General features: G+C 60.2%; 19 protein-coding genes and 1 pseudogene. 19 read left to right on the forward strand and 1 reads right to left on the reverse strand.

Annotated features, from left to right (window positions below; all coding sequences use genetic code 11):
* Nucleotides 1–41 precede the first annotated feature (41 nt).
* The 19 genes and pseudogenes from AB4O41_RS13720 to ureC all read left to right on the forward strand — a co-directional run bounded on the left by AB4O41_RS13720 (nucleotide 42) and on the right by ureC (nucleotide 19,331).
* Nucleotides 42–521, forward strand: a complete 480-nt coding sequence (locus tag AB4O41_RS13720) for a copper chaperone PCu(A)C (RefSeq protein ID WP_460148105.1) — start codon at nucleotides 42–44, stop codon at nucleotides 519–521.
* 21 nt (nucleotides 522–542) lie between these two features.
* Nucleotides 543–980 carry a DUF2946 domain-containing protein gene (locus AB4O41_RS13725; protein WP_460148106.1) on the forward strand — a complete coding sequence of 146 codons (438 nt, stop codon included), beginning with the start codon at nucleotides 543–545 and terminating at the stop codon, nucleotides 978–980.
* 225 nt (nucleotides 981–1,205) lie between these two features.
* Nucleotides 1,206–3,323, forward strand: coding sequence for a TonB-dependent copper receptor (locus AB4O41_RS13730; protein ID WP_460148107.1), 2,118 nt, complete (start codon nucleotides 1,206–1,208; stop codon nucleotides 3,321–3,323).
* Between the two features lie 124 nt (nucleotides 3,324–3,447).
* Nucleotides 3,448–4,827, forward strand: coding sequence for a PepSY-associated TM helix domain-containing protein (locus AB4O41_RS13735; protein ID WP_460148108.1), 1,380 nt, complete (start codon nucleotides 3,448–3,450; stop codon nucleotides 4,825–4,827).
* A gap of 235 nt (nucleotides 4,828–5,062) precedes the next feature.
* Complete coding sequence (locus AB4O41_RS13740) at nucleotides 5,063–5,851, forward strand: ABC transporter ATP-binding protein (protein ID WP_460148109.1); 789 nt, start codon at nucleotides 5,063–5,065, stop codon at nucleotides 5,849–5,851.
* Nucleotides 5,848–6,795, forward strand: a complete 948-nt coding sequence (locus AB4O41_RS13745; protein ID WP_460148111.1) for an ABC transporter substrate-binding protein — start codon at nucleotides 5,848–5,850, stop codon at nucleotides 6,793–6,795. Before AB4O41_RS13740 ends, AB4O41_RS13745 begins: the two co-directional genes overlap by 4 nt.
* Nucleotides 6,792–7,802, forward strand: a complete 1,011-nt coding sequence (locus AB4O41_RS13750; RefSeq protein WP_460148112.1) for a FecCD family ABC transporter permease — start codon at nucleotides 6,792–6,794, stop codon at nucleotides 7,800–7,802. The genes AB4O41_RS13745 and AB4O41_RS13750 overlap by 4 nt, the downstream gene beginning before the upstream one ends.
* 539 nt (nucleotides 7,803–8,341) lie before the next feature.
* Nucleotides 8,342–8,713 carry a DUF6124 family protein gene (locus AB4O41_RS13755; protein ID WP_460148114.1) on the forward strand — a complete coding sequence of 124 codons (372 nt, stop codon included), beginning with the start codon at nucleotides 8,342–8,344 and terminating at the stop codon, nucleotides 8,711–8,713.
* A 393-nt stretch (nucleotides 8,714–9,106) separates the two neighbouring features.
* Nucleotides 9,107–10,372, forward strand: coding sequence for an urea ABC transporter substrate-binding protein (urtA, locus tag AB4O41_RS13760; RefSeq protein ID WP_030128277.1), 1,266 nt, complete (start codon nucleotides 9,107–9,109; stop codon nucleotides 10,370–10,372).
* A gap of 140 nt (nucleotides 10,373–10,512) precedes the next feature.
* Nucleotides 10,513–12,015: an urea ABC transporter permease subunit UrtB gene (gene urtB / locus AB4O41_RS13765; protein WP_460148116.1), complete on the forward strand. Its 1,503-nt coding sequence runs from the start codon at nucleotides 10,513–10,515 to the stop codon at nucleotides 12,013–12,015.
* Nucleotides 12,015–13,093, forward strand: a pseudogene (gene urtC / locus AB4O41_RS13770) (urea ABC transporter permease subunit UrtC). Before urtB ends, urtC begins: the two are co-directional and overlap by 1 nt.
* Complete coding sequence (urtD, locus tag AB4O41_RS13775; RefSeq protein ID WP_460148117.1) at nucleotides 13,090–13,959, forward strand: urea ABC transporter ATP-binding protein UrtD; 870 nt, start codon at nucleotides 13,090–13,092, stop codon at nucleotides 13,957–13,959. The pseudogene urtC and the gene urtD overlap by 4 nt, the downstream one beginning before the upstream one ends.
* Before the next feature lie 140 nt (nucleotides 13,960–14,099).
* Nucleotides 14,100–14,798, forward strand: coding sequence for an urea ABC transporter ATP-binding subunit UrtE (gene urtE, locus AB4O41_RS13780; RefSeq protein ID WP_019582243.1), 699 nt, complete (start codon nucleotides 14,100–14,102; stop codon nucleotides 14,796–14,798).
* A gap of 30 nt (nucleotides 14,799–14,828) precedes the next feature.
* Nucleotides 14,829–15,668 carry an urease accessory protein UreD gene (locus tag AB4O41_RS13785; protein WP_460148118.1) on the forward strand — a complete coding sequence of 280 codons (840 nt, stop codon included), beginning with the start codon at nucleotides 14,829–14,831 and terminating at the stop codon, nucleotides 15,666–15,668.
* Nucleotides 15,669–15,811: 143 nt separating this feature from the next.
* Entirely contained in the window at nucleotides 15,812–16,114 is a 303-nt protein-coding gene (gene ureA, locus AB4O41_RS13790; RefSeq protein WP_007937143.1) for an urease subunit gamma, read from the forward strand.
* Between the two features lie 9 nt (nucleotides 16,115–16,123).
* Nucleotides 16,124–16,657, forward strand: a complete 534-nt coding sequence (locus tag AB4O41_RS13795; protein WP_460148119.1) for an N-acetyltransferase family protein — start codon at nucleotides 16,124–16,126, stop codon at nucleotides 16,655–16,657.
* A 5-nt stretch (nucleotides 16,658–16,662) separates the two neighbouring features.
* Nucleotides 16,663–17,196 (forward strand): GNAT family N-acetyltransferase, encoded by a 534-nt coding sequence (locus tag AB4O41_RS13800; RefSeq protein ID WP_123358641.1) that lies wholly within the window; start codon nucleotides 16,663–16,665, stop codon nucleotides 17,194–17,196.
* Nucleotides 17,196–17,504, forward strand: a complete 309-nt coding sequence (locus tag AB4O41_RS13805) for an urease subunit beta (RefSeq protein WP_008011171.1) — start codon at nucleotides 17,196–17,198, stop codon at nucleotides 17,502–17,504. Before AB4O41_RS13800 ends, AB4O41_RS13805 begins: the two co-directional genes overlap by 1 nt.
* Nucleotides 17,505–17,630: 126 nt before the next feature.
* Nucleotides 17,631–19,331: an urease subunit alpha gene (gene ureC, locus AB4O41_RS13810; protein WP_460148120.1), complete on the forward strand. Its 1,701-nt coding sequence runs from the start codon at nucleotides 17,631–17,633 to the stop codon at nucleotides 19,329–19,331.
* Between the two features lie 45 nt (nucleotides 19,332–19,376).
* Here the strand turns inward: ureC and AB4O41_RS13815 are convergent, their stop codons facing one another.
* Nucleotides 19,377–24,464, reverse strand: coding sequence for an NEL-type E3 ubiquitin ligase domain-containing protein (locus tag AB4O41_RS13815; protein ID WP_460148121.1), 5,088 nt, complete (start codon nucleotides 24,462–24,464; stop codon nucleotides 19,377–19,379).
* Nucleotides 24,465–24,497 lie beyond the last annotated feature (33 nt).

The raw sequence follows: 24,497 nt of genomic DNA on the forward strand, positions 1-24,497 counted from the left end.
TCGCAATTGACCTGCGTTTTGAATCGTTCTGGAGAACTGCCATGTTGAACAAACTCATCGTCCTGGCTGTATTGCTGTTGCCTGCCTGTTTTGCCAATGCTCACGAATACAAGGCTGGCGAGCTTGAGATCGCCCATCCGTGGTCGCAAGAGTTACCACCCAACGCGCCCACCGTCGCAGCGTATTTCGTGATTCATAACAACGGCAAAACCGCCGACCGACTGCTGAGCATCGACTCGCCGATCGCAGGCGTTGCCGAGTTGCACGAGCACGTGATGCAGAACGACCTGATGAAAATGCAGCAAGTGCCCAGCGTCGAGATTCCGGCTGGCGGCGAAGTCACGTTTGCACCGATGGCGTATCACGTGATGCTGCTGGAGCTGAAAGACCGCAGCCTGTTGAGCGACGGCAAGCGCTTCCCGCTGACGATGCACTTCGAAAAATCCGGCGAAGTAACGGTCGATGTCGCGGTGCAGAAAAAAGCGCCTGAAGGCATGCAAGAGCACATGCACGCCCAGTAATCGCCGACGTTGAAAACGCCCATGCACCCGCTTGGCACCAAGTCATCCGTGCACCGTCGTCAGCCAATGAGCCTGACGCGCGGCAGCTGGATCAGCCTGTTCGCCATGCTGATGATCTTTATCGGCCCGCTGATTTCTCAGTCGATGCCGATGGATCAACGCGCCTCCATGTCCTTGAGCATGAGCATGTCGATGGACATGGACATGTCGGCCATGGAGCATGGCGCGCAACCCGCCGCTGAGCACTGCCCGCCCAAAGCCGACCATCACGCACTCTGGGAAAAATGCGGCTATTGCAGCCTGCTGTTCAATTGCCCGGCGCTCACTGGCGGTCAGTCCTTCGTCGCCTTCGACAGTCCACCGACAACTACCTTCACCACTCCCGCCACCCGCCTGGGCCACGCCCGGCAAACCTTCTTCCCCGGCGCCCGCACCCGCGCCCCGCCTATCGTCGCGTAAACACCCGCCTCCGATCTCACACGGTTTAGAAGACAGCCAAACCAACCTGTGGGAACGAGCTTTTTGTGGCGAGCGAGCTTGCTCGCGCTGGGCTGCGTAGCGGCTCCTTTTGTGAGTGCTGCGCACTCAAGGGGGAGCAAGCTCCCTCGCCACAAAAAACCGCTCCCACAGAGATTGCGCAACGCTGCCGGCCGTGTCGTTTACGACTGTTCGATGGAAATTGTCATGTCCAGGTTTTCTGCTGACACACGTTTGGGCACTGCCCAGGCTTCTTTTGCCCTGAACGAATCTCGCGTTCGTTTCAGGCACGCCACCGCCGTTCTTTGCGGCTTGCTGCTGACACCGATGGCGCTGGCCGATGAACACGCCGACCACACCGAAGAACTGAGTCCGACGGTGATCACCGCCATCGCGCCAAGTTCGCCACTGACCATCGTCACCAACCCCAAGGATCCGCGCCAACCGGTGCCGGCCAGCGACGGTGGCGATTATCTGAAGACCATCCCCGGTTTCGCGCTGGTGCGCAACGGCGGTACCAACGGCGATCCAGTGCTGCGCGGGATGTTCGGCTCGCGACTGAATATCCTCACCAACGGCAGCATGATGCTCGGCGCCTGCCCGGGCCGCATGGACGCGCCGACTTCGTACATTTCACCGGAAACCTACGACAAACTCACCGTCATCAAAGGCCCGCAAACCGTGCTCTGGGGGCCCGGCGCATCGGCCGGCACCGTCCTGTTCGACCGTGAGCCGGAAAGCTTCGGCGAACTCGGCACCCGGGTAAACGCCAGCGTGCTGGCCGGTTCCAACGGCCGCTTCGACAAAGTGGTGGACGCCGCTGCCGGCGGGTCGTTGGGTTACGTGCGAGTGATCGGCAACACCGCACATTCCGACGACTACAAGGACGGCAACAACGACACCGTGCCCTCGCGCTATGACAAGTGGAACGGCGACGTCGCTGTCGGCTGGACCCCGAGCGCCGACACGCTGCTGGAACTGACCGCCGGCAAGGGTGATGGCGAAGCCCGTTACGCCGGGCGCGGAATGGACGGTTCGCAATTCCTGCGCGAAAGCCTGGGCCTGCGCTTCGAGCAGTCGAACATCGGTGAAGTGCTGGATAAGGTCGAGGCGCAGGTCTACTACAACTACGCCGATCATGTGATGGACAACTACACCCTGCGCACGCCGTCCGGCACCGGGATGATGGCCGGCCCCATGGCCTCCAACGTCGACCGCCGAACCCTCGGCGCGCGAATCAAAGCCACCTGGCGCTGGGCCGATGTGCAACTGATCAGCGGCCTGGATGCGCAAACCAACGAACACCGCCAACGCAGCGCCATGGGCGTCGACGCCTACAAGGATGTGCCGCGCAACAAGGACGCCGACTTCCATAACTATGGCGTGTTCAGCGAACTGACCTGGTACGCCGCCGACCGTGATCGGCTGATCACCGGTGCACGACTGGATCGCGCATCGGCCAAGGATTATCGACAGACCATCGGCTCCGGGATGATGGCACGCCCGAACCCGACGGCTGACGACACCCGCGCCGATACGTTGCCGAGCGGTTTCGTCCGTTACGAGCATGACCTGGCCGACAGCCCGACCACGTTGTATGCGGGCCTCGGTCACTCACAGCGTTTCCCGGATTACTGGGAGCTGTTTTCGCCCAAGTCCGGCCCCGTCGGTTCGGTGAATGCCTTCGACTCGATCAAGCCGGAGAAAACCACCCAGCTCGACTTCGGCCTGCAATACAAGACCGAAGACCTCGAAGCCTGGGCCTCGGGTTACGTCGGGCAGGTGCGTGACTACATCCTGTTCAACTACACGCCGGGGATGATGGGCATGACCTCGCAAGCCGAGAACATCGACACGCGAATCATGGGCGGCGAACTCGGTGCGGCCTACAAACTGACGACCCACTGGAAAGCCGACGCGACCCTGGCCTACGCCTGGGGCAAGAACAGCAGCGACGGCAGCGCCCTGCCGCAGATGCCACCGCTGGATGCGCGTTTCGGCCTGACCTACAGCGAAGACAACTGGAGCGCTGGCGCCTTGTGGCGGGTGGTTGCGGCGCAAAACCGCATCGACCAGAACAAGGGCAACGTGGTCGGCAAAGACTTCGACACGAGCTCGGGCTTTGGCGTGTTCTCACTCAACGGCGCGTACCGGATAAACAAGAATTGGAAGGTCAGCAGTGGCGTCGACAATTTGTTCGGCAAGGCTTACGCCGAACACTTGAACCTGGCCGGTAACGCCGGTTTCGGCTTCCCGGCCAATGATCCGCAAGCCATCAACGAACCGGGGCGCACGCTCTGGACCAAGGTGGATATGAGCTTCTAAAAGCATCGCGAGCAGGCTCGCTCCCACATGGACAGTGTTGAACCTGTGGGAGCGAGCCTGCTCGCGATCGGTTGCGCAGCAACCGCACTAAACAACAAAAATCTACGCCTAGCGGAGCACACGAATGAAACACCCCAAACCGAATTTCTACAACCTGGCCTGGCGCTGGCATTTCTATGCCGGCCTGTTCGTCGCACCTTTCATGGTAATGCTGGCCCTGACCGGCATCATCTACCTGTTTAAACCGCAACTCGATCCGTTGATGTACGGCAGCCTGCTGAACGTCCCCGCTGCTCATCACCAAGTCTCCGCCGACGACCTGCTAAAACGGGTGAAAGAGGCGTATCCACAAGGCCGGATCAAACAGTACCTGCCGCCGGTCAACGCTGAACGCAGTGCGCAATTTGTGGTGATCGATGAAGGTCATGAACTGAACGTGTTCATCGATCCGTACCACGGCGACATCCTTGGCGAGCAAGACGCGAAGAAGAACCTGCAAGCAGTCGCGCGCTCGATTCACGGCGAGTTGATGATCGGCACCGTCGGTGATCGACTGGTGGAACTGGCCGCCGGTTGGGGCGTCGTGCTGGTGATCTCCGGGGTATTTCTGTGGTGGCCGCGCGGCCAGTCCGCCGGGATTCTCTGGCCACGCTTGAACAGTCGTGGCCGAGTGCTCTGGCGTGATCTGCACGCGGTAACCGGGTTCTGGGGCGCGGCATTGCTGCTGGTGATGCTGCTCAGCGGCATGACCTGGACCGGTTTCTGGGGCAAGCAATACGCCGACCTCTGGAACCGTTTCCCGGTCGCCATGTGGAATGACGTGCCGAAGTCCGACGTCGAGGCCCGCAGCCTCAACAGCGCCACGCGCCAGACCGTGCCGTGGGCCATGGAAAACACGCCGATGCCGATGTCCGGCGACCACGCCGAACACATGGCTCACGCCAGTACGCAAGCCGGTCCGGCAGCGCCGACCATCAGCCTGCAAGACGTGCAAAACATCGCCGTGCAACGCAAGGTCGAGCCCGGCTACAGCATCACCTTCCCGACTACAGCCACTGGCGTGTTCACCATCGCCGTGTTCGCCGACGACCCGCGCAACGACGCCACCCTGCATATCGATCAGTACACCGGCAACGTCCTCGCCGATGTGCGCTACGAGCAATACGGCACGGTCGCCCGTGCCACGGAAATCGGCGTGATGCTGCACGAAGGCAAGATGTTCGGCCCGTTCAATCAGATCATCGTGCTGCTGATCTGCCTGATGATTTTGCTCAGCGCCGTCAGCGGCGTGGTGATCTGGTGGAAGCGCCGGCCACAGGGCAAGTTCGGTGTGCCGCCGTTGCGTCACGACCTGCCTAAATGGAAAACCGCGATGGTTATCATGTTCGGGCTGGCGGTGATGTTTCCGTTGGTGGGGGCTTCGCTGGTGGTGGTGTGGGTATTGGATCGGGTGCTGCTGTCGCGCTTGAACCGGCAAACTGAATCCACTTCAGCTTCATCATGAAGCAGGTGAGATGCGTGTTTTAGAGGGATCTATAGACTTCTGGCGATTATCTCTGAAGCATAGGGCCTCTTCGCGGGCAAGCCTCGCTCCTACAGGTTGTGTGTCGTGCGCAATTTGATCGTTCCCACGCTCTGCGTGGGAATGCAGCCCGGGACGCTCCGCGTCCCAAAAGCGGACGCAGAGCGTCCATTGAGGCGTTCCCACGCGGAGCGTAGGAACGATCGTTGGGATTGAAATGACCTCGCTGAACCTCACGAACCTCGCCTGGACACCCCTGGGCCACGGTCATTGCCATCACCAGTTCCAGCTGCGTGACGCATCGCTGCACGTGGCCGCCGGTGAGTTCGTCGGGTTGATCGGCCCTAACGGCAGCGGCAAAACCAGCCTGTTGCGTTGTGCCTGGCGTTTCAGCAAACCGGAAAGCGGTGAGGTAAAGCTCGACCACCACAACGTCTGGAAGCAGTCCTCACGCTGGTGCGCGCAACGCATCGCCGTGGTGTTGCAGGAATTCCCCGACGCCTTCGGCCTGACCGTCGAGGAAGTGGTTGCCATGGGCCGCACACCGCACAAAGGCCTGTTTGACGGCGACACCCTTGAAGACCGAAAACTCGCGACCCACGCCCTCGAATCGGTCGGCCTCAAGGGCTTCGAAGACCACGCCTTCGCCACCCTTTCCGGCGGTGAAAAGCAGCGTGTGATCCTCGCCCGCGCCTTGGCTCAGCAGCCGCAATTGCTGATCCTCGACGAGCCGACCAACCACCTCGACCCGCGCTATCAGCTGGAACTGTTGCAACTGGTCAAACGCCTGCGGATCGGCACGCTGGCAAGCATTCATGACCTCAATCTGGCGGCGGCCTTCTGCGATCGGCTGTACGTGATCAATCACGGGCGCATCGTTGCCAGCGGCACACCCAAAGAAGTCCTGACCGCACAACTTTTGCACAACGTGTTCGGCGTCGACGCCCTGATCGATGACCATCCCTTGCACGGCTACCCACGAATCACCTGGATTACCCAACCATGACTTTGCGTTCCCTGCTTTGCCTCGCGCTGTTGCTGGGCAGTGCCCAAGCATTGGCCGAGGCCACCCATTACCCGCTGACAGTCCAGAGCTGCAACCGCGAAGTCACCTTCAAGGCAGCGCCAAAACACGCGGTCAGCCATGACATCAACATGACCCAGATGATGCTCGCCCTCGGCCTCAAACCAAGGATGGCCGGGTATAGCGGCGTCACAGGCTGGAAGTCGGTGACGCCCGAGATGCAGACCATCCTCGACGGCTTGCCGGAGCTGGCGGCCAAGTACCCGTCGGTGGAAACCCTGCTCAACGCCAACGTCGATTTCCTCTTCGCCGGTTGGGATTACGGCATGCGCGTCGGCGGTGATCTCACGCCGCAAACCCTGCAACCGCTGGGCATCAACGTTTACGAACTCACCGAGTCCTGCGCCTTCGTCATGCAGCGCCCGCCCGCCAGTCTGGAAGACACTTACAACGACCTGCGCAACCTCGGGAAAATCTTCGACGTGCAGGACCGCGCCAACACCGTGATCGCCCAGATGCAGGCGCAAGTCGCCGACATCCGCAAGGATCTGCCGACGGACAAGCCACGTGTATTTCTCTACGACAGCGGTGAGGACCGGGCCATGACTTCCGGTCGTCTCGGCATGCCTCAAGCACTGATCGACGCTGCCGGTGGGCGCAACATTCTCGACGACGTAGAGGCGAGCTGGACCCGGGTGAATTGGGAGAACGTGGTCGAGCGCAATCCGCAGGTGATCGTGATCGTTGATTACGGCGAAGTCACCGCCGAGCAGAAGGAGCAATTCCTGCTGAACAATCAGGCTCTGCAATCGGTGGACGCGATCAAGAACCAGCGCTTCATCGTCATTCCTTACGTGCAGGCCACGCCTGGGATCGACAACGTGCTGGCAGTCGAAACCCTGGCCAAGGGTTTCCACGGCGAATGATCGATCGTCGCTATGCCTTGTTGCTGACCGCCCTCGGCGCGCTGTTGCTGGTGTCGTGCGTGGTGTCGCTGGGCTTCGGCCCGGCGCGGGTGCCGGTGGAGGTGGTGTGGCGAATATTGCTGCACAAGATTTTTGGTTTCGGTGTTCCGGACTGGACTGCAGGCCAGGAACACATTGTCTGGCTGATCCGCGTGCCGCGCATGTTGCTCGGTGCGCTGGTGGGCGCCGGTTTGGCGTTGATTGGCGCGGTGCTGCAAGCGGTGACGCGCAATCCGTTGGCCGATCCGCACCTGCTCGGTGTGACGTCCGGCGCGACCCTCGGCGCGGTGATCGTGGTGCTGCATGTCGGTGAGATTGTCGGGATGCTGACCTTGCCGATCGCGGCGTTTATCGGTGCGTTGTTGAGCATGTTGATCGTGCTGATGATCGCCAATCGCAATGGGCGGCTGGACAGTGATCGGCTGCTGTTGTGCGGCGTGGCGGTGTCGTTCGTGATGATGGCGATCGCCAATTTGCTGTTGTTTCTCGGTGATCACCGCGCCAGTTCTGCGGTGATGTTCTGGATGCTTGGCGGGCTCGGGTTGGCGCGCTGGGAATTGCTCGCGGTGCCGGCGGCGAGTGTGTTGCTTGGGTTGGTGTTGTTGCTGGGGATGGCTCGGCCGTTGAATGCGTTGATGGCGGGTGAGCAGACGGCGGTGACCCTCGGCTTGAATGCTCGCACCGTGCGGCTGCGGGTGTTTTTGATTGCGTCGTTGATGACTGGGGTGTTGGTGTCGATCAGTGGGTCTATCGGGTTTGTCGGGTTGATGGTGCCGCATATTGCGCGGCGGTTGGTTGGGGCTGAACACCGGCGATTGCTGCCGGTGTGCGTCTTGTTGGGCAGCCTGTTCCTCGTCTGGGTCGACGTGGCCGCACGCACCCTGATCGCCCCGGAAGACTTGCCCATCGGCGTCGCCACTGCGGCGATTGGCGGGTTGTTCTTCATCGGCCTGATGCGTCGTCGCTAATGTCCAAAAGAATCACTGCACCTGTGGGAGCTGGCTTGCCTGCGATGACGGCGGCACATTCAACATTTCTGTGGCTGACACACCGCTATCGCGGGCAAGCCCGCTCCCACAGGATTTGTGTCGTACATAAATTTGGGGCTTGATCGTTCCCACGCTCCCGCGTGGGAATGCCGCCAGGGACGCTCCGCGTTCCGCTTTTGAATGTTTAACGGATGTGTCAAAACACGGAACTTTCCCACGCCTTTTTCAGGTTGTTCGTCGGACGTGAGCTCTCTAGTCTGTGGCTGTCACTGCACATCAGTGATCGGGCGTGAGAACCCGGTAAAAAATAGCCATGCAGTCTTCGTATCAGCATAATTGCCGCCAGCTTCATTGCTGTCTGCAAAAGCGTTATGGCGGCTGTGTGTGGGCAGACTTCGGTCTGGCCGGGTTTTTCTATTTTTTTACCGGTTTCTCACCCCGCACATAGCTGCCACCCTTTCTTCGCCGCGTGAGAAACGGCAGGTGGTTGCTCTCATTTAAAAAAAATTGGAAATACTATGAACAAGAAACTCGTACCAGACCCACCCGTCGACACCAGCACTCCAGATCCCGAAACCTCTCGCCACGACGACCTGCTCAAAGACCGCGAAGCCATAAAACGCGCCCTCGACTACTACCTCGATCCCCCGGCGCCCTACACCGAAAAACCCCGCCGTCCCAGCACCATGTTCATCGTCGCCCCGAATGCCGACACCGAAAGCCTCCTGGCCCACGCCTACGAATCGTTGGCCACAGCAAGTGTCCTGGCCAGCGATTTTGCCAACGATCTGATCGGCCCGCAGCGCTACACGGCGCTGGCGATTCAACAGAGCATCATGCTGGCGGAGTTGGCGGTGAACCGGGCGCTGGATAACGTCGACCCGGCGTAGACCGCGTTATCGTTCATCGCGAGCAGGCTCGCTCCCACAGGGGCCATCGTCGTTCACAGACTTGGTGTACGCCACCAATCAACTGTGGGAGCGAGCCTGCTCGCGATGACGGCGGCACATCCAATATCCCTGTAGCTGACCCACCGCTATCGCGGGCAAGCCCGCTCCCACAGTTGATCTGTGTTGCCTGCACTGCCTGCGCCCCAATCTGGCGCACCTCTTCGCACCAGTGCGCCAAACGCGGTCCTTCATGGTGCGCCGCCAAACCCGCGCAACCGCTCTAGTACGACATTTCCTTGCCCATCCCCGACCGGGCACAGCCCTTGCAAAACAGCCTTCAGTCGTCCGCATCTGCCAACCATAAAAAACTTTAACGTTCATGGAGATCGCACAATGAAGCGTCGCAGTTTGATCAAGGCTTTCACACTATCGGCAAGCATTGCCGCGATGGGCATGGCCTGGACGGTCCAGGCCGCCGAGACCATCAAGGTCGGTATTCTGCATTCGTTGTCCGGCACCATGGCGATCTCCGAAACCTCGCTCAAAGACATGGCGTTGATGACCATCGACGAAATCAACGCCAAGGGCGGCGTGAACGGCAAGATGCTCGAACCGGTAGTCGTCGACCCTGCGTCGAACTGGCCGCTGTTCGCCGAAAAGGGCCGGCAGTTGCTGACTCAGGACAAGGTGGCCGTGGTGTTCGGTTGCTGGACCTCGGTGTCGCGTAAATCGGTGCTGCCGGTGTTCGAAGAGCTCAACGGCCTGCTGTTCTACCCGGTGCAGTACGAAGGCGAAGAGATGTCGCCGAACGTGTTCTACACCGGCGCGGCGCCTAACCAGCAGGCGATTCCGGCGGTGGAATACCTGATGAGCGAAGAAGGCGGCAGCGCCAAGCGCTACTTCCTGCTCGGCACCGACTACGTCTACCCGCGTACCACCAACAAGATTCTGCGCTCGTTCCTGCACTCCAAAGGTGTGGCGGACAAGGACATCGAAGAGGTCTACACCCCGTTCGGCCACAGCGATTACCAGACCATCGTGGCCAACATCAAAAAATTCTCCGCCGGTGGCAAGACTGCGGTCATCTCCACTGTCAACGGCGACTCCAACGTGCCGTTCTATAAAGAGCTGGCCAACCAGGGCCTGAAAGCCACCGACGTTCCGGTCGTGGCGTTCTCCGTGGGTGAAGAAGAACTGCGCGGCATCGACACCAAACCGCTGGTGGGCAACCTCGCGGCGTGGAACTACTTCGAATCGGTCGAGAACCCGCAGAACAAGAAATTCGTCGCTGACTGGAAAGCCTACGCCAAGAAACACAACCTGCCGGGCGCTGACAAAGCGGTGACCAACGACCCGATGGAAGCCACTTACGTCGGCATCCACATGTGGGCGCAAGCGGCCGAAAAAGCCAAGTCCACCGACGTCAACAAAGTCCGCGAAGCCTTGGCTGGCCAGACTTTCGCCGCGCCGTCGGGTTACACCCTGACCATGGACAAGACCAACCACCACCTGCACAAACCAGTGATGATCGGCGAGATTCAGGCCGACGGTCAGTTCAACGTGGTGTGGCAGACCGAGGGGCCGATCCGCGCTCAACCATGGAGCCCGTTTATCTCGGGTAACGACAAGAAGCCGGACTATGCGGTGAAGAGCAACTGATTCACCCCGCTTAGCCTGATCGTTCCCACGCTCCGCGTGGGAATGCCTCAACGGACGCTCTGCGTCCGCTTTGGGACGCGGAGCGTCCCAGGCTGCATTCCCACGCGGAGCGTGGGAACGATCATTACAGGACACACGCTATGCCCACTGCCCTTTACCGCTTGATCCTCGCCATCGCGCTGCTGTTACCGATGGCCACCCACGCCGGCGACGCTGAAGACTTCGTCGCGGCCAATCCCGTGCAACAAGCAAAACTTCTCGAAGCCTGGGCCGCGCAGCCCGATCCGGCTCGTATCGAACTGATCAACGCCCTGCAACAAGGCGAATTGACCCTCGATGGCCAACCAAAAACCCTGCGCCTGAACAACCGCCTGCGTGGTCTGATCGACACCGCTTTGGCCAGTCACCAATTGCTCGCCGCCGACGCCAAAATCCGTCTGGCCGCCGCGCAGCAATTGCAGAAAAGCGCCAAACCGGCGCAGCTGAAATTCCTCGACCAGCAACTGGCTGGCGAAAAGGACGAAACCGTTCACGCCGCCCTGAGCCTGGCGCTGGCCAATCTGCAACTGGTCGACACCAACCCCGCCGTGCGCCTCGCCGCCGTGCGCCTGCTCGGTGAAACCGGCGACCCGCTGGCCCGCACCCGCCTCGAAGGTTTGCTTGAACCCGGCATCGAAGCCGATGCCAACGTGCGCACCGCCGCCGAAACCAGCTTGGCCCAGGTCAAACGCAAATTGCTGATCGGCGAGATGCTTGGGCAGGCCTTCAGCGGCATGTCCCTCGGTTCGATTCTGTTGCTGGCGGCCCTCGGGTTGGCGATCACCTTCGGCCTGCTCGGTGTGATCAACATGGCCCACGGCGAGATGCTGATGCTCGGCGCCTACTCGACGTATGTGGTGCAGCTGATGTTCCAGCGCTTCGCCCCGCAAGCTATCGAGTTCTATCCGTTAATCGCATTGCCGGTGGCGTTTTTTGTCACCGCCGGGATCGGCATGGCGCTGGAGCGCACGGTGATTCGTCACCTCTACGGTCGCCCATTGGAAACCCTGCTCGCCACTTGGGGCATCAGCCTGATGCTGATTCAATTGGTGCGGCTGGTGTTCGGCGCGCAGAACGTCGAAGTGGCCAACCCGGCCTGGCTCTCGGGCGGGATTCAGGTGCTGCCGAATTTGGTGCTGCCGTACAACCGCATCGTGATCATCGCGTTCGCCTTGTTTGTGGTGGTGCTGACCTGGCTGCTGTTGAACAAGACCCGCCTCGGTTTGAACGTGCGCGCCGTCACCCAGAACCGCAACATGGCCGCCTGCTGCGGCGTACCGACCGGGCGCGTCGACATGCTCGCCTTCGGCCTCGGCTCCGGCATTGCTGGCCTCGGCGGTGTGGCGCTCAGCCAGATCGGCAACGTCGGCCCGGACCTCGGTCAGAGTTACATCATCGACTCGTTCCTGGTGGTGGTACTGGGCGGTGTCGGTCAATTGGCCGGTAGCGTGCTCGCCGCGTTCGGCCTGGGCATCGCCAACAAAATTCTCGAACCGCAGATCGGTGCGGTGCTGGGCAAAATCCTGATCCTCGCGCTGATCATTCTGTTCATCCAGAAGCGTCCGCAAGGCCTCTTCGCACTGAAAGGACGGGTGATCGACTGATGAACCAGCCTCTGATGCTCACGGCCACACAAAAGGCCGGCCCCAAGGTCACGATCGCCGTCGGTGCGGTGATCCTCGTTTTGCTGCTGGCGTTGCCGTTGTTGTCGTTGTTGCCTGCCGACAGCGCACTGCATGTCTCCGCTTATACATTGACCCTGATGGGCAAAATACTTTGCTACGCCATCGTCGCCCTGGCCCTCGATCTGGTCTGGGGTTACGCCGGCCTGTTGTCGCTGGGCCACGGTCTGTTCTTCGCCCTCGGCGGTTATGCGATGGGCATGTACCTGATGCGCCAGGCCTCGGGTGATGGCTTGCCGGCGTTCATGACGTTCCTGTCGTGGACCGAATTGCCGTGGTACTGGACCGGCACCAGCAGCTTCCTCTGGGCCATGTGTCTGGTGGTGTTGGCGCCGGGCCTGCTCGCGCTGGTGTTCGGTTTCTTCGCCTTCCGTTCGCGGATCAAGGGCGTGTATTTCTCGATCATGACCCAGGCCCTGACCTTCGCCGGGATGTTGCTGTTTTTCCGCAACGAAACCGGGTTTGGCGGCAACAACGGCTTCACCAACTTCCGCACCATTCTCGGGTTTGGCATCACTGAACCGGGGACTCGCGCGGTGCTGTTTTTCGCCACGGTGCTGTTGCTGGTGGCGAGTCTGTTTATTGGCTGGCGACTGGCACAGAGCAAGTTCGGCCGGGTGCTGACCGCGTTGCGGGATGCGGAAAACCGCTTGATGTTCTGCGGCTACGATCCACGCGGCTTCAAGTTGTTTGTCTGGGTGTTGAGCGCGGTGTTGTGTGGTTTGGCCGGCGCGCTGTATGTGCCGCAAGTCGGGATTATCAACCCGAGTGAAATGTCGCCGACCAACTCCATCGAAGCGGCCGTGTGGGTGGCGCTGGGGGGCGCGGCACGCTGATCGGTCCGCTGCTCGGCGCGGGTGTGGTCAATGGCATGAAGAGCTGGTTCACCGTGGCGTTTCCGGAATACTGGCTGTTCTTCCTCGGCGCGCTGTTCATCGTCGTGACGTTGTACCTGCCCAAAGGCGTGATCGGGTTGCTGAAGAAAAGGGGTGAGCAATGAGAGTGACTGCAACGGCTGAATTCATGCTCGAACCGGCCTTTTTTCCAGTGGAGCCCAACAAGGACGCCGGCAGCAGCCGCGATGCCATCGGCCTCGGCCAGAGCGCCGGCAAAGGTCTGAATACCCGACACGGCACCATCCTGACCCTGGAAGACATCAGCGTCAGCTTCGATGGTTTCAAGGCGCTGAACGATCTGAACCTGTACATCGGCGTCGGCGAATTGCGCTGCATCATCGGCCCCAACGGCGCGGGAAAGACCACGCTGATGGATGTGATCACCGGCAAGACCCGGCCCAGTCACGGTAAGGCCTGGTTTGGTGAAACCCTCGATCTGACGCAGATGAGTGAAGTGCAGATTGCTCAGGCCGGTATCGGTCGCAAATTCCAGAAGCCGACGGTGTTCGAAGCCTTGAGCGTGTTCGAGAACCTGGAGTTGGCGCAGAAGACCGACAAGTCGGTATGGGCCAGCTTGCGGGCTCGTCTCAGTGGCGAGCAGAAAGATCGCATCAGCGAAGTGCTGGAAACCATTCGCCTGACCGCCTCGGTCAATCGCCCGGCGGGTTTGTTGTCCCACGGTCAGAAACAGTTTCTGGAAATCGGCATGCTGTTGATGCAAGACCCGCAACTGCTGCTGCTCGATGAGCCGGTGGCGGGCATGACCGACGCCGAAACCGACTTCACCGCCGAACTGTTCAAGACCCTGGCGGGCAAGCATTCACTGATGGTGGTGGAACACGACATGGGCTTCGTCGGCTCGATCGCCGACCACGTCACCGTGTTGCACCAGGGTAGCGTGCTGGCCGAAGGGTCGCTGGAACAGGTGCAGGATAATGAGCGGGTGATCGAGGTGTACCTCGGTCGTTAGACCTGCAAATACAAAACCTGTGGGAGCGGGCTTGCCCGCGATGAGGCCTGCACATCCAACATCTTTGTTGAGTGACACACCGCCATCGCAGGCAAGCCAGCTCCCACAGGGTTCTGTGTGGAACAGAAGGAATTTTGAACATGCTGCAAGTCGACAAGCTGCATCAGTACTACGGCGGTAGCCACATCCTGCGGGGCCTGACGTTTGAGGTGAAGGTCGGCGAAGTTACTTGCCTGCTCGGACGCAATGGCGTGGGCAAGACCACCCTGCTCAAATGCCTGATGGGTTTGCTGCCGGCCAAGGAAGGTGCGGTGAACTGGGAAGGCAAACCGATCACCACGTTCAAGCCGCACCAACGGGTGCATGCCGGCATCGCTTATGTGCCTCAGGGACGGGAAATCTTTGGCCGACTGACCGTGGAAGAAAACCTGCTGATGGGCCTGTCGCGGTTTCCCGGCTCTGAAGCGAAGGAAGTCCCGGCGTTCATCTACGAGCTGTTCCCGGTGCTGCTGCAAATGAAACAACGGCGCGGCGGTGACTTATCCGGGGGTCAGCAACAGCAGCTGGCAATTGGTAGAGCGCTGGCCAGTCGTCCACGTTTGCTGATTCTCGACGAACCCACCGAAGGCATTCAGCCGTCGGTGATCAAGGAAATCGGCGCAGTGATCAAAAAGCTCGCGGCTCGTGGCGACATGGCGATTCTGCTGGTGGAGCAGTTCTACGATTTCGCCGCCGAACTGGCTGATCAATACCTGGTGATGTCCCGTGGCGAGATCGTGCAGCAGGGTCGCGGCGAAAATATGGAAGCCGAAGGTGTCCGTGGACTGGTTACGATCTAACCTGCAGCCTCCTGACGATAATTAGAAATCATGAATTTACCTGCCCCCATCACGCTGTTCACCCCCAGCTGGCATGCCGAGCTGGAACTGGGCTACGCCCGTTTCGGCGACAGCACACGCCCGGTGCAGCGCCGCCACAAAGGCCCGCTGCGGGTGCAGAAGCATTTGTACGCCGAAGGCCCCGAGGTGTGTCAGCACATCATCGTCCACCCGCCGGGCGGGATTGCCGGGGGTGATCGGCTGGACATCTCGGCCAGCGTCGGCACGCACGCCTGGGCACAAATCACCAGCCCCGGCGCCGCCAAGTGGTATCGCGCGGCCGGGCCGGCTTATCAGAAACTCGACCTGCGCGTGGCCGCCGGTGCTACGTTGGAGTGGCTGCCGCAAGAGACGATTATCTTCAGCGACGCTCAGGCGGAGCTCAGCACCAGCATCGACCTTGAGGGCGATGCCCGGCTGTTCTACTGGGACGTGGTGGCGCTGGGTCGCCCTGCAAGTGGCGAGCGCTTCGACCTCGGGCATTTTCAGGCACACCTGGATATCCGCCGCGAAGGCCAGTTGCTCTGGCACGAACGCCAGCGCATTGTCGGGGGTGATGGTTTGCTGGATTCGCCGATAGGCCTGGATGGCCAACCGGTGTTTGCGACGTTACTGGTGACGGGTGAAATTGATAGAGAATTGCTGGAGAAATGCCGCTCTCTGCCCAATGACGTACGCGGAGATCTGACGCAGCTGCCGGGGCTTTTGGTCGCTCGTTGCCTGGCCAGTGAAGCGCTGTTGGCACGGGGTTGGTTGATTGATTTGTGGCGGTTGCTACGCCCGGCGCTATTGGGCCGCGAAGCCATACCACCGCGAATATGGAGCACCTGAACACGATCCCCTGTAGGAGCGAGGCTTGCCCGCGAAGAACGATAACGCGGTCTTCCCGTTAAACCGAGGCGCTCCCTTCGCGGGCAAGCCTCGCTCCTACAGGGGGAGTGAACTATTTAACTGCCGATTATGGATTCCAAACGATGGACCTGACCCCACGCGAAAAAGACAAGCTGCTGATCTTCACCGCCGGCCTCGTGGCCGAGCGGCGTTTGGCTCGCGGCGTGAAGCTCAATTACCCGGAGGCCATGGCCTATATTTCCGCAGCGCTGCTCGAAGGCGCGCGTGACGGCCAGACCGTGGCCGAGCTGATGCATTACGGCACCACCCTGCTCAGCCGCGAACAAGTGATGGAAGGCATCCCGGAAATGATCCCGGAGATCCAGGTCGAAGCGACATTTCCCGACGGCACCAAACTGGTCACCGTTCACCAACCGATCGCCTGAGGCCGCGCCATGACTTACCACATCCGCGATGCGCTGCTCGCCGACCTGCCAGCGATCCGTGACATCTACAACGACGCCGTCCTCAACACCACGGCGATCTGGAACGAACAGGCGGTGGACATGGGCAACCGCCAGGCCTGGTTCAGCGCCCGACAAGATCAGGGCTATCCGATCCTGGTGATCGTCGACGGCGACAACAGCGTACTCGGCTACGCTTCATTCGGTGACTGGCGCCCGTTCGACGGGTTCCGCCACACGGTCGAGCACTCGGTGTACGTACGCAACGACCAGCGGGGCAATGGCCTCGGGCCGCAACTGATGGAAGCGCTGATCGAACGCGCCAAAGGCTGCAACAAACACGTGATGGTCGCCGCCATCGAAAGCGGTAACGGCGCCTCGATCCGGCTGCACGACCGGGTCGGTTTCGTCGTCACCGGCCAAATGCCGCAGGTGGGTACCAAGTTCGGCCGCTGGCTGGACCTGACCTTCATGCAACTGATCCTCGACCCGGGCGCAATGCCACCTGGTCCCCACAAGGAGTGATACCCATGAACGCCGCCCAACTGCGCCGCGTCAATGTTGAAAGCTTTGCGCACTATCGTCAGGGTTTGATTGATTTGCTGCTCGACGCCGTCGGCTATGGCGCCAGCGTCGGGTTCATGGCGGATCTGGATGCCACTCAGGCCCGAGCCTATTTCGATGAAGTCCAGGAGAACCTGAACAAAGGCAACGTGCTGCTCTGGGTGGTGGTCAAGGACGAACAGGTGCAGGCCAGTGTGCAACTGACGTTGTGCCAGAAAGCCAATGGGTTGAACCGCGCCGAAGTGCAGAAACTGCTGGTGCGTGAACATGCCCGTCGTCGCGGTCTGGGCCAGCAGATGATGCATGCCCTTGAGCTTGCAGCCCGCCAACACAAGCGCGGCATGCTCTACCTCGACACCGAAGCCGGCTCCCCTGCCGAAGACTTCTACAAGGCGATGGGCTACACCCGCGCCGGCGAAATCCCCGACTACGCCTGCGACCCCAACGGCCAGTACAAACCGACAGCCCTTTACTACAAGATTCTCCAAGGAGCCCATTGATGATTCCCGGTGAATACCAGATCCAGCCCGGCGACATCGAACTCAACGTCGGCCGCCGCACCCTCAGCCTGAAGGTGGCCAACAGCGGTGACCGGCCCATCCAGGTCGGCTCGCATTATCACTTCTTCGAAACCAACGACGCCCTGACCTTCGACCGCGCGGCCAGCCGCGGCATGCGCCTGAACATCCCCGCCGGCACCGCCGTGCGCTTCGAACCTGGGCAGAGCCGCGAGGTCGAGCTGGTGGACCTGGCCGGCCATCGCCGAGTGTTCGGGTTTGCCGGGCGGATCATGGGTGATCTCGACTGACTGATCGTTCCCACGCTCTGCGTGGGAATGCATCCCGTGACGCTCTGCGTCACATAACGGCGGACGCAGAGCGTCCATGGCGGCATTCCCACGCAGAGCGTGGGAACGATCAATGAAGGAACTGCAATGAAGATTTCCCGTCAGGCCTACGCCGACATGTTCGGCCCCACCGTCGGTGACAAGGTCCGTCTGGCCGACACCGAGCTATGGATCGAAGTGGAGCAGGACTTCACCACCTACGGCGAAGAAGTCAAATTCGGCGGAGGCAAAGTCATTCGCGATGGCCAGGGCCAAAGCCAATTATTGGCCGCGGAAGTGGTCGACACCCTGATCACCAACGCATTGATCATCGACCACTGGGGCATCGTTAAAGCCGACGTCGGCCTCAAGGACGGACGCATCGCCGCCATCGGCAAGGCCGGCAACCCGGACATCCAGCCCAACGTCACCATCGCCGTCGGCGCCAGCACCGAAGTGATCGCCGGTGAGGGCATGATCCTCACCGCCGGCGGCATCGACACCCATATCCACTTCATCTGCCCGCAGCAGATCGAAGAGGCGCTGATGAGTGGCGTCACCACCATGATCGGCGGCGGCACCGGGCCGGCCACTGGCACCAACGCCACTACGTGTACCTCCGGGCCATGGCACCTGGCGCGCATGCTCCAGGCCGCCGATGCCTTCCCGATGAACATTGGCTTCACCGGCAAGGGCAACGCCAGCCTGCCGGAACCGTTGATCGAGCAGGTCAAGGCCGGCGCCATCGGCCTCAAGCTGCACGAGGACTGGGGCACCACCCCGGCGAGCATCGACAACTGCCTGAATGTCGCCGATCAGTACGACGTGCAGGTGGCGATCCATACCGACACCCTCAACGAGTCGGGCTTCGTCGAAACCACCCTCGCCGCCTTCAAGGGCCGCACCATCCATACCTACCACACCGAAGGTGCCGGTGGCGGTCATGCCCCGGACATCATCAAGGCCTGCGGTTTTGCCAACGTGCTGCCAAGCTCGACCAACCCGACCCGGCCGTTCACCCGCAACACCATCGACGAACACCTCGACATGCTGATGGTCTGCCACCACCTGGACCCGAGCATCGCCGAAGACGTAGCGTTCGCCGAAAGCCGCATTCGCCGGGAAACCATCGCCGCCGAAGACATCCTCCACGACCTCGGCGCGTTCTCGATGATCAGCTCCGACAGCCAGGCCATGGGCCGCGTCGGTGAAGTCATCACGCGCACCTGGCAGACCGCCGACAAGATGAAAAAACAGCGTGGCCCGCTGCCCGGTGACGGCGAAGGTAACGACAACTTCCGCGCCAAACGCTATATCGCCAAGTACACCATCAACCCGGCGATCACCCACGGCATCAGCCATGAAGTGGGCTCGGTGGAAGTGGGTAAATGGGCGGATCTGGTGCTCTGGCGCCCGGCGTTTTTCGGGGTCAAACCGACGTTAATTCTCAAGGGCGGAGCCATTGCAGCCAGCCTGATGGGCGACGCCAACGCGTCGATCCCGACGCCGCAACCGGTGCACTACCGCCCGATGTTCGCCAGTTATGGCGGCTCGCTGCACGCCACCAGCCTGACCTTCATCAGCCAGGCAGCACAGGACGCCGGTTTGCCCGAAGCCTTGGGCCTGAAGAAGAAAATCGCCGTGGTCAAAGGTTGTCGCGACGTGCAAAAAACCGATCTGATTCACAACGATTACCTGCCGGATATCGACGTCGATCCTCAAACCTATCAGGTCAAGGCTGACGGTATATTGCTGTGGTGTGAACCCGCAGAAACCTTGCCAATGGCCCAGCGCTATTTCCTGTTCTGAACAATGCAAGAAGCCCCGGACGCCTAGGCGTTCGGGGCTTGAGGGTCAGCTACCGATTGTGGTGTTCACCTTGTCCAGTTTGGCTCGGCCCAGAGCTTGCTGGGTCAAGGTTTTTTCGAGTGCCTTGATGGCCTGAAATATGTCTTCGTCCTCAGCGTTTTCCAGCCTCAGTTTCAGGGCATCGAATTCCTGACGATAGGTCGTTTCCATGAAGGTTTGCCAGATCGGTTGCTCAAGGATCCGCTCGGTCAGCAAGCCCCCTTCTTCCAAGGCCAGCACGCGTTGACAAGCCGCCTCGATCATCTCCGTGCTCACCTTGGAAATAGCCCGAAACTGCATGCCTCGCGCTTGCCATGGCAGATCCAGGCGTTCCGCCAGATCCGTCATATAAGCCAAATGCACCTCGACTTCATCGATGGTTCCACCTTCGGTTCCGGGGCGATAAAAGGTTTCTCCGGCCCGCAAGCGCTCAGCGACACGCTCGCGAGCAATCCTGCCCAGTTCGTCCAGACGCGACTTGCCCCTCGCCAGTTGCAGCAGCTCGGCTTCCATCAGCCCAGGATTGGCCAATGCACGGGCCTCGTGCACTAATACCTCGACACCCATGGCATTGAACAACTGAGTGCCGCCATCGACACAGTTGGTGGTGCTGCTCGCCTCGGCAAACAGTTTTTCCCGTAATTCGGTTCTTTCGGCCATGGCCTCGAGCATGCGCCACACTTTGGCGGTGAGTTCGATACGATAACTTTTGTCGTCGGCCTTGAAATCATAGGACTCGGTCAACCGCCGGATTACATTGAAAAACGGCAGCGAGCCATACTCGTCTTCGACGTTGTCCCAGATGGGCTGTTTCGCATTCCACTCTGCGTTGCTCAGCCCCTCTCCCCATTCGGAGCTATCGAGTACGCCGCGAGGGGGATAGGCGCGATCAGGGTCCAGGCCGAGCGATTCGATATACGTGCGCACCCGCTCAAGGTTCTGGGGCGAAATCCAGTCCTGTTCGCGAGTAAAGAATGTGCGCGCCAGCAACTCCGCACGGAAGGAACCGGGCGCCACTTCGGGAATTTGCGTGAGCCTGTTGAACTCAAGGTTCAGATAAATGTTGCGCGGGCGATTGCGGCCAAGATAGCCCGTGGGCCAGGTATCAAGCTGGCCATGGTCAAGGGTAATTGCCTGCAATCTGGGCATAAGACTGACATCAGGCGGCAAGCGCAACGGGTTGTTACTCAGACGCAACATACGCAAGCGGGTCAGTCCTCTGAGGTGGGCAATCCCCGCGCTGTCCAGAGAGATGTTGTTATTGTTGAGCATCAGATGAGTCAGCCAGCGCATGTTGCCGATCTCTTGAGGAAACACGGTCAAACTGTTTTGCCTCATGCTCAACTGCCGCAATTGCCGGAATGGCCGCAGGAATCCGACTTGTTCATTACCCAGTCCTGCATTGTTCAGGTGGAGTTCGGTGACGTGATCAAAATTGGCCGACAGTTCAGGCATCGTCGCCAAATGCCTGTCCAGAGGAAAACCATCCAGATTCAGTACCTGCGGCGCCACGATGCCGGGTACCTCAACGCCCGCCGGTCCGGTGCGCTGCAAGCAGCGGCGGAGCTTCGCATAGAGATCGTTTCTGGATTTCCACTCCGCGACTCCGGCGGGTGTAAGACGCCAGGATTGAGTAGGTTGGTTGACCCAACGACGCATTGAATCATTGAAGCGGTTGAACTCGGTTTCCAGCGCAGTCACTCGCTGGTCGGCCCACTCACCAAAAGCGTTCAGCAGCGCCTGTACCTGACTGTCATCCAGACCTGGAAGAAGTGAGCTTATACGCATTCGCAAAAGATCCGTATCTTGTGAGCGCACCCTGTAAGCGCGCATTCCGCCACGCAAACGCATGATCTGTGGGTCGTAAGCGGGCTTGCGTATCGGGTGATCCAACAGGGTTTTCGAGAACGTGTCGTGTGACAGCGGCGTTTGTTTAACCGCCTGACGCAGCTGCGCCCCCTGATTGATCTCAAACCCCAGCGCTTTGCGGTCGGCATCGGGCAAGGCATGCAGCAATGCTCCGTAAAAATCATCCGCTCCCTGCAGATGGCCACCCTCATGGTCGTAAGTTTCATAGTGCCCGTCTTCGCGCATGACCAACACTTTGCGCACCGAGGCATCGACCGGACCCACGCTGTCATGCAGTGCACCGGTGAACGAAAACTCGCGGACTTCGATGCGCACATCCTTTGGCCATTTCGGCCAGTTTTCCAGGGTATGCAGCGCCAGCCGGGTGGTGTCGGCATTGCTCAATTCATCCAGATAAAGCCCTTCATAGGCGCGACTCAAACGCAGGCCGAACACAGACGTGCGCGCCATTTCGCGCAAGCACAACGGGATCCGTCTGTCTTGGGTCAATTTCAACAACTCGGCTTCAGTGGCATCGTCCAGCAGGGCTTGCGCGGCGGCGTTCGACAGGTCCGGAAAATCCCGCTTCAGCAGATTTATCCGCGCATCGCTGGTGGTTTCCCGAGCCTCGTACAACGTATCGAACAACCTTTTTTTGCTGTCTTGCGCCTGGCGGGCAATGCGTTTTTGCAGCTCGGCAATACGCGCCGAGCGTTCTTTCGCAACTTCACTGCCGAACCAGTCCTGCAATTGCGCCTCGCTGAGGGCGTCAACCACTTGTGTCGGCAGTCGGCCTTCGCAAACATCGGCCCGGGAAATGTTGAGGGTGTTTTCAGGCGTCGCCTCGCTCGCACCGAAACTCAATGATGGTCGTCCCGAAGCCGTATCGTCTTCCAGCACCAGAATCCTGGATGGCGGCCAGCCATGTAATTCGGTAACAAACCCCGCCACTTGTTCCGACAGTTCCTGCGGCACTTGACCCTTCAGGATTTGCGCACTGAGTTTGTCGGCGTCCGCGTAAGCCTTGAAGCGCTTCAGCGTGTCCATGAACAAGGGCGCGGGTGGATCATTTTCGACATGCATGCGACGTAGTACGCCTTCGTCGACACCGCTGACATGCCGTACCTGATCCAGCACTTCGTCACTGATCCCCTCCACTGATGGACCGAGGCGCCGCAACAGCTTGCCCTTGTCCCATTCGATCGGTCGTTCGAACTCTGTGTGCCAGGCGCCAGCACCGTTGTGTTCGATGTTCAACTGATAGGCATCTGGCCGCTTGGGATGCTGCAGTCGAGGCTGTCCGGTGAGCGGATCCTCCTGGAGCACGAATTGCTTGCCCTCGAGCGGCAGCACTTTGCGCCCGTCATGCTCGATGACGCCGAAGTCATCGGGCGTTGCGGTTTCGGGCAGCGTCAGGCGGTGCTCATAAGGTGCATGATCGGGTTTGATCAGACGCGTTTTTCCGCCGGGCAGTTCCACCGGTTTGAGGCTGTCAATCAGGGGCGATGGTCTGATCGGCGTGGAGCCTTTGGGCAGCACGTGCCCCATGAACATCAGGGCCAATTGCGCACCGTTGATCAAGAAACTGTTGATATGCGCCGCGCCTTCTTCGACGTCACCCTTGCTCCAGTCTTCGATGCCCTCGACCAGTTCCGTCAGCAATTGCGCGGCCATCAAGCCCAGCATGGCCGGCCCCAGCACTGGCACCAGCATTGCGCCAAAGTTGAACACGTTCCAGGCGATGTCCAGATAGCCGCTCAGGCGTTTCCAGCGAGCATTGGCGTCTTCGTCATCGGTCGGCACCGCGATCAATCGGGCATCGGTGATGGCTTTGTCGCGGCGCTCACGAAACAGGCGGTCCCACAGGGCGTCGTTGATCAGATGAGTGACAGGTTCCGCATCAGGGTTTTCGATCGGCGTTTCCCGCCACCACGGCCCCATGTCCAGCGGTTCGCGCTGTTGCCAAGTGATGGTTTTGAGCCGTTCATTGACCCGGCTAAAAAAAATCGCCTTGTCTTTCTGTGCGACAAAACGGCTGAAAAAATCCTGGTAGTCACTCTCACGCAGTTGGCCGATCAGCGTTTTCATGAAGTCGGTGAGCGAGGCATATTCCTTCAGCGGATGGTCCGGGTCATCCGGCACCCAGGCGATCAGATGCCCGCTCAGCCGATTCTGGCGGTAGATTTCGTCCTTGCGCAGCATCTCTTCCACCACGCCTTTCGGGCCGTTGGCGAAAAAAGCCTTGAGCAGGCGAAAGGTATCGAAGCCATTGGGTAGCGAGGACGTTGCCCGTTGGGAGAAATCAAGCCAATGCTCGCGTGCATCGGGCATCAGACTATCAATGGCCTTTTTGACCGCCGCAGATTCGGCCACCGCGCTGAACAGCACAACGCCGGTCATCCGGCAGCCCATCAGCGACAAACGATGACTTTGCAGCGGACGGCCATGCCACTGGATATCAGACTTGCCGTCGATCAGTCCGCCGATCGTCGCGTAACCGCGCAGGCCGATATCGCCCTTGAGATACGCCGTCATCGACGCCAGTTTGAGGGCCGCTTTGTCACTGGCGATCGAACGCTCCTTGAGCAGGCGAGCGGCATCGGGATCTGCGGGGGTGAGCAATGACTTGATGTGGGTCTGGTATTGCCTGCCTATGTCGAGGCGCCGGCACAGCGCCGCAATTTTTTGCGGGGTGATGACCTTGATCTCGTGCAGGTCGCCACGAAAGTCCTTGCGCAACACCGCGGAGCCGCTGCGAAACGCATCCTCGCGGGTTTCATCCTCTTCGAAGTTGTGCAGCGCCGCTTCGAGCAGCGTGGAGCGACGGATGGTACTGGCCTGGGTATCGATTACACCGGCGATTGTGTTCGGCACATACAGGCGCACTTGCAGGTCATTCGGATTGCCATGCTCGTTGAAGTTCGAGAGCAACATGGTTTTGAGCAACGGCTCGGCAAAGGCCTTGATGTCGTGCTGCAAATCACTGAGCAATTCGTCCAGCCGCCCTTGCAGGCGCCAGCGCTCGTCGATGAGTTGCTTGAGATAGTCGCGGTCCACCGGTCGGGATTTCAGATACCAGGCGGGGAACGTCGACTGTACATCCACCGCCGTCAGGAGCCTGACCCGTGGTGCTTCTGTCATCGCCTTGGGGATCAACGGTTTTATCCGTTGGTGATGAACCCCGTTGTCTTCCTTTGTTGCGGGACTTGACGGCCCTGTTGGATTGCTTCCTTGCAATTCAGGCATGTCTTGAACACCTTCAAACCATTGATTGGGGTC

The sequence above is a fragment of the Pseudomonas sp. S2_A02 genome, from assembly GCF_054668495.1.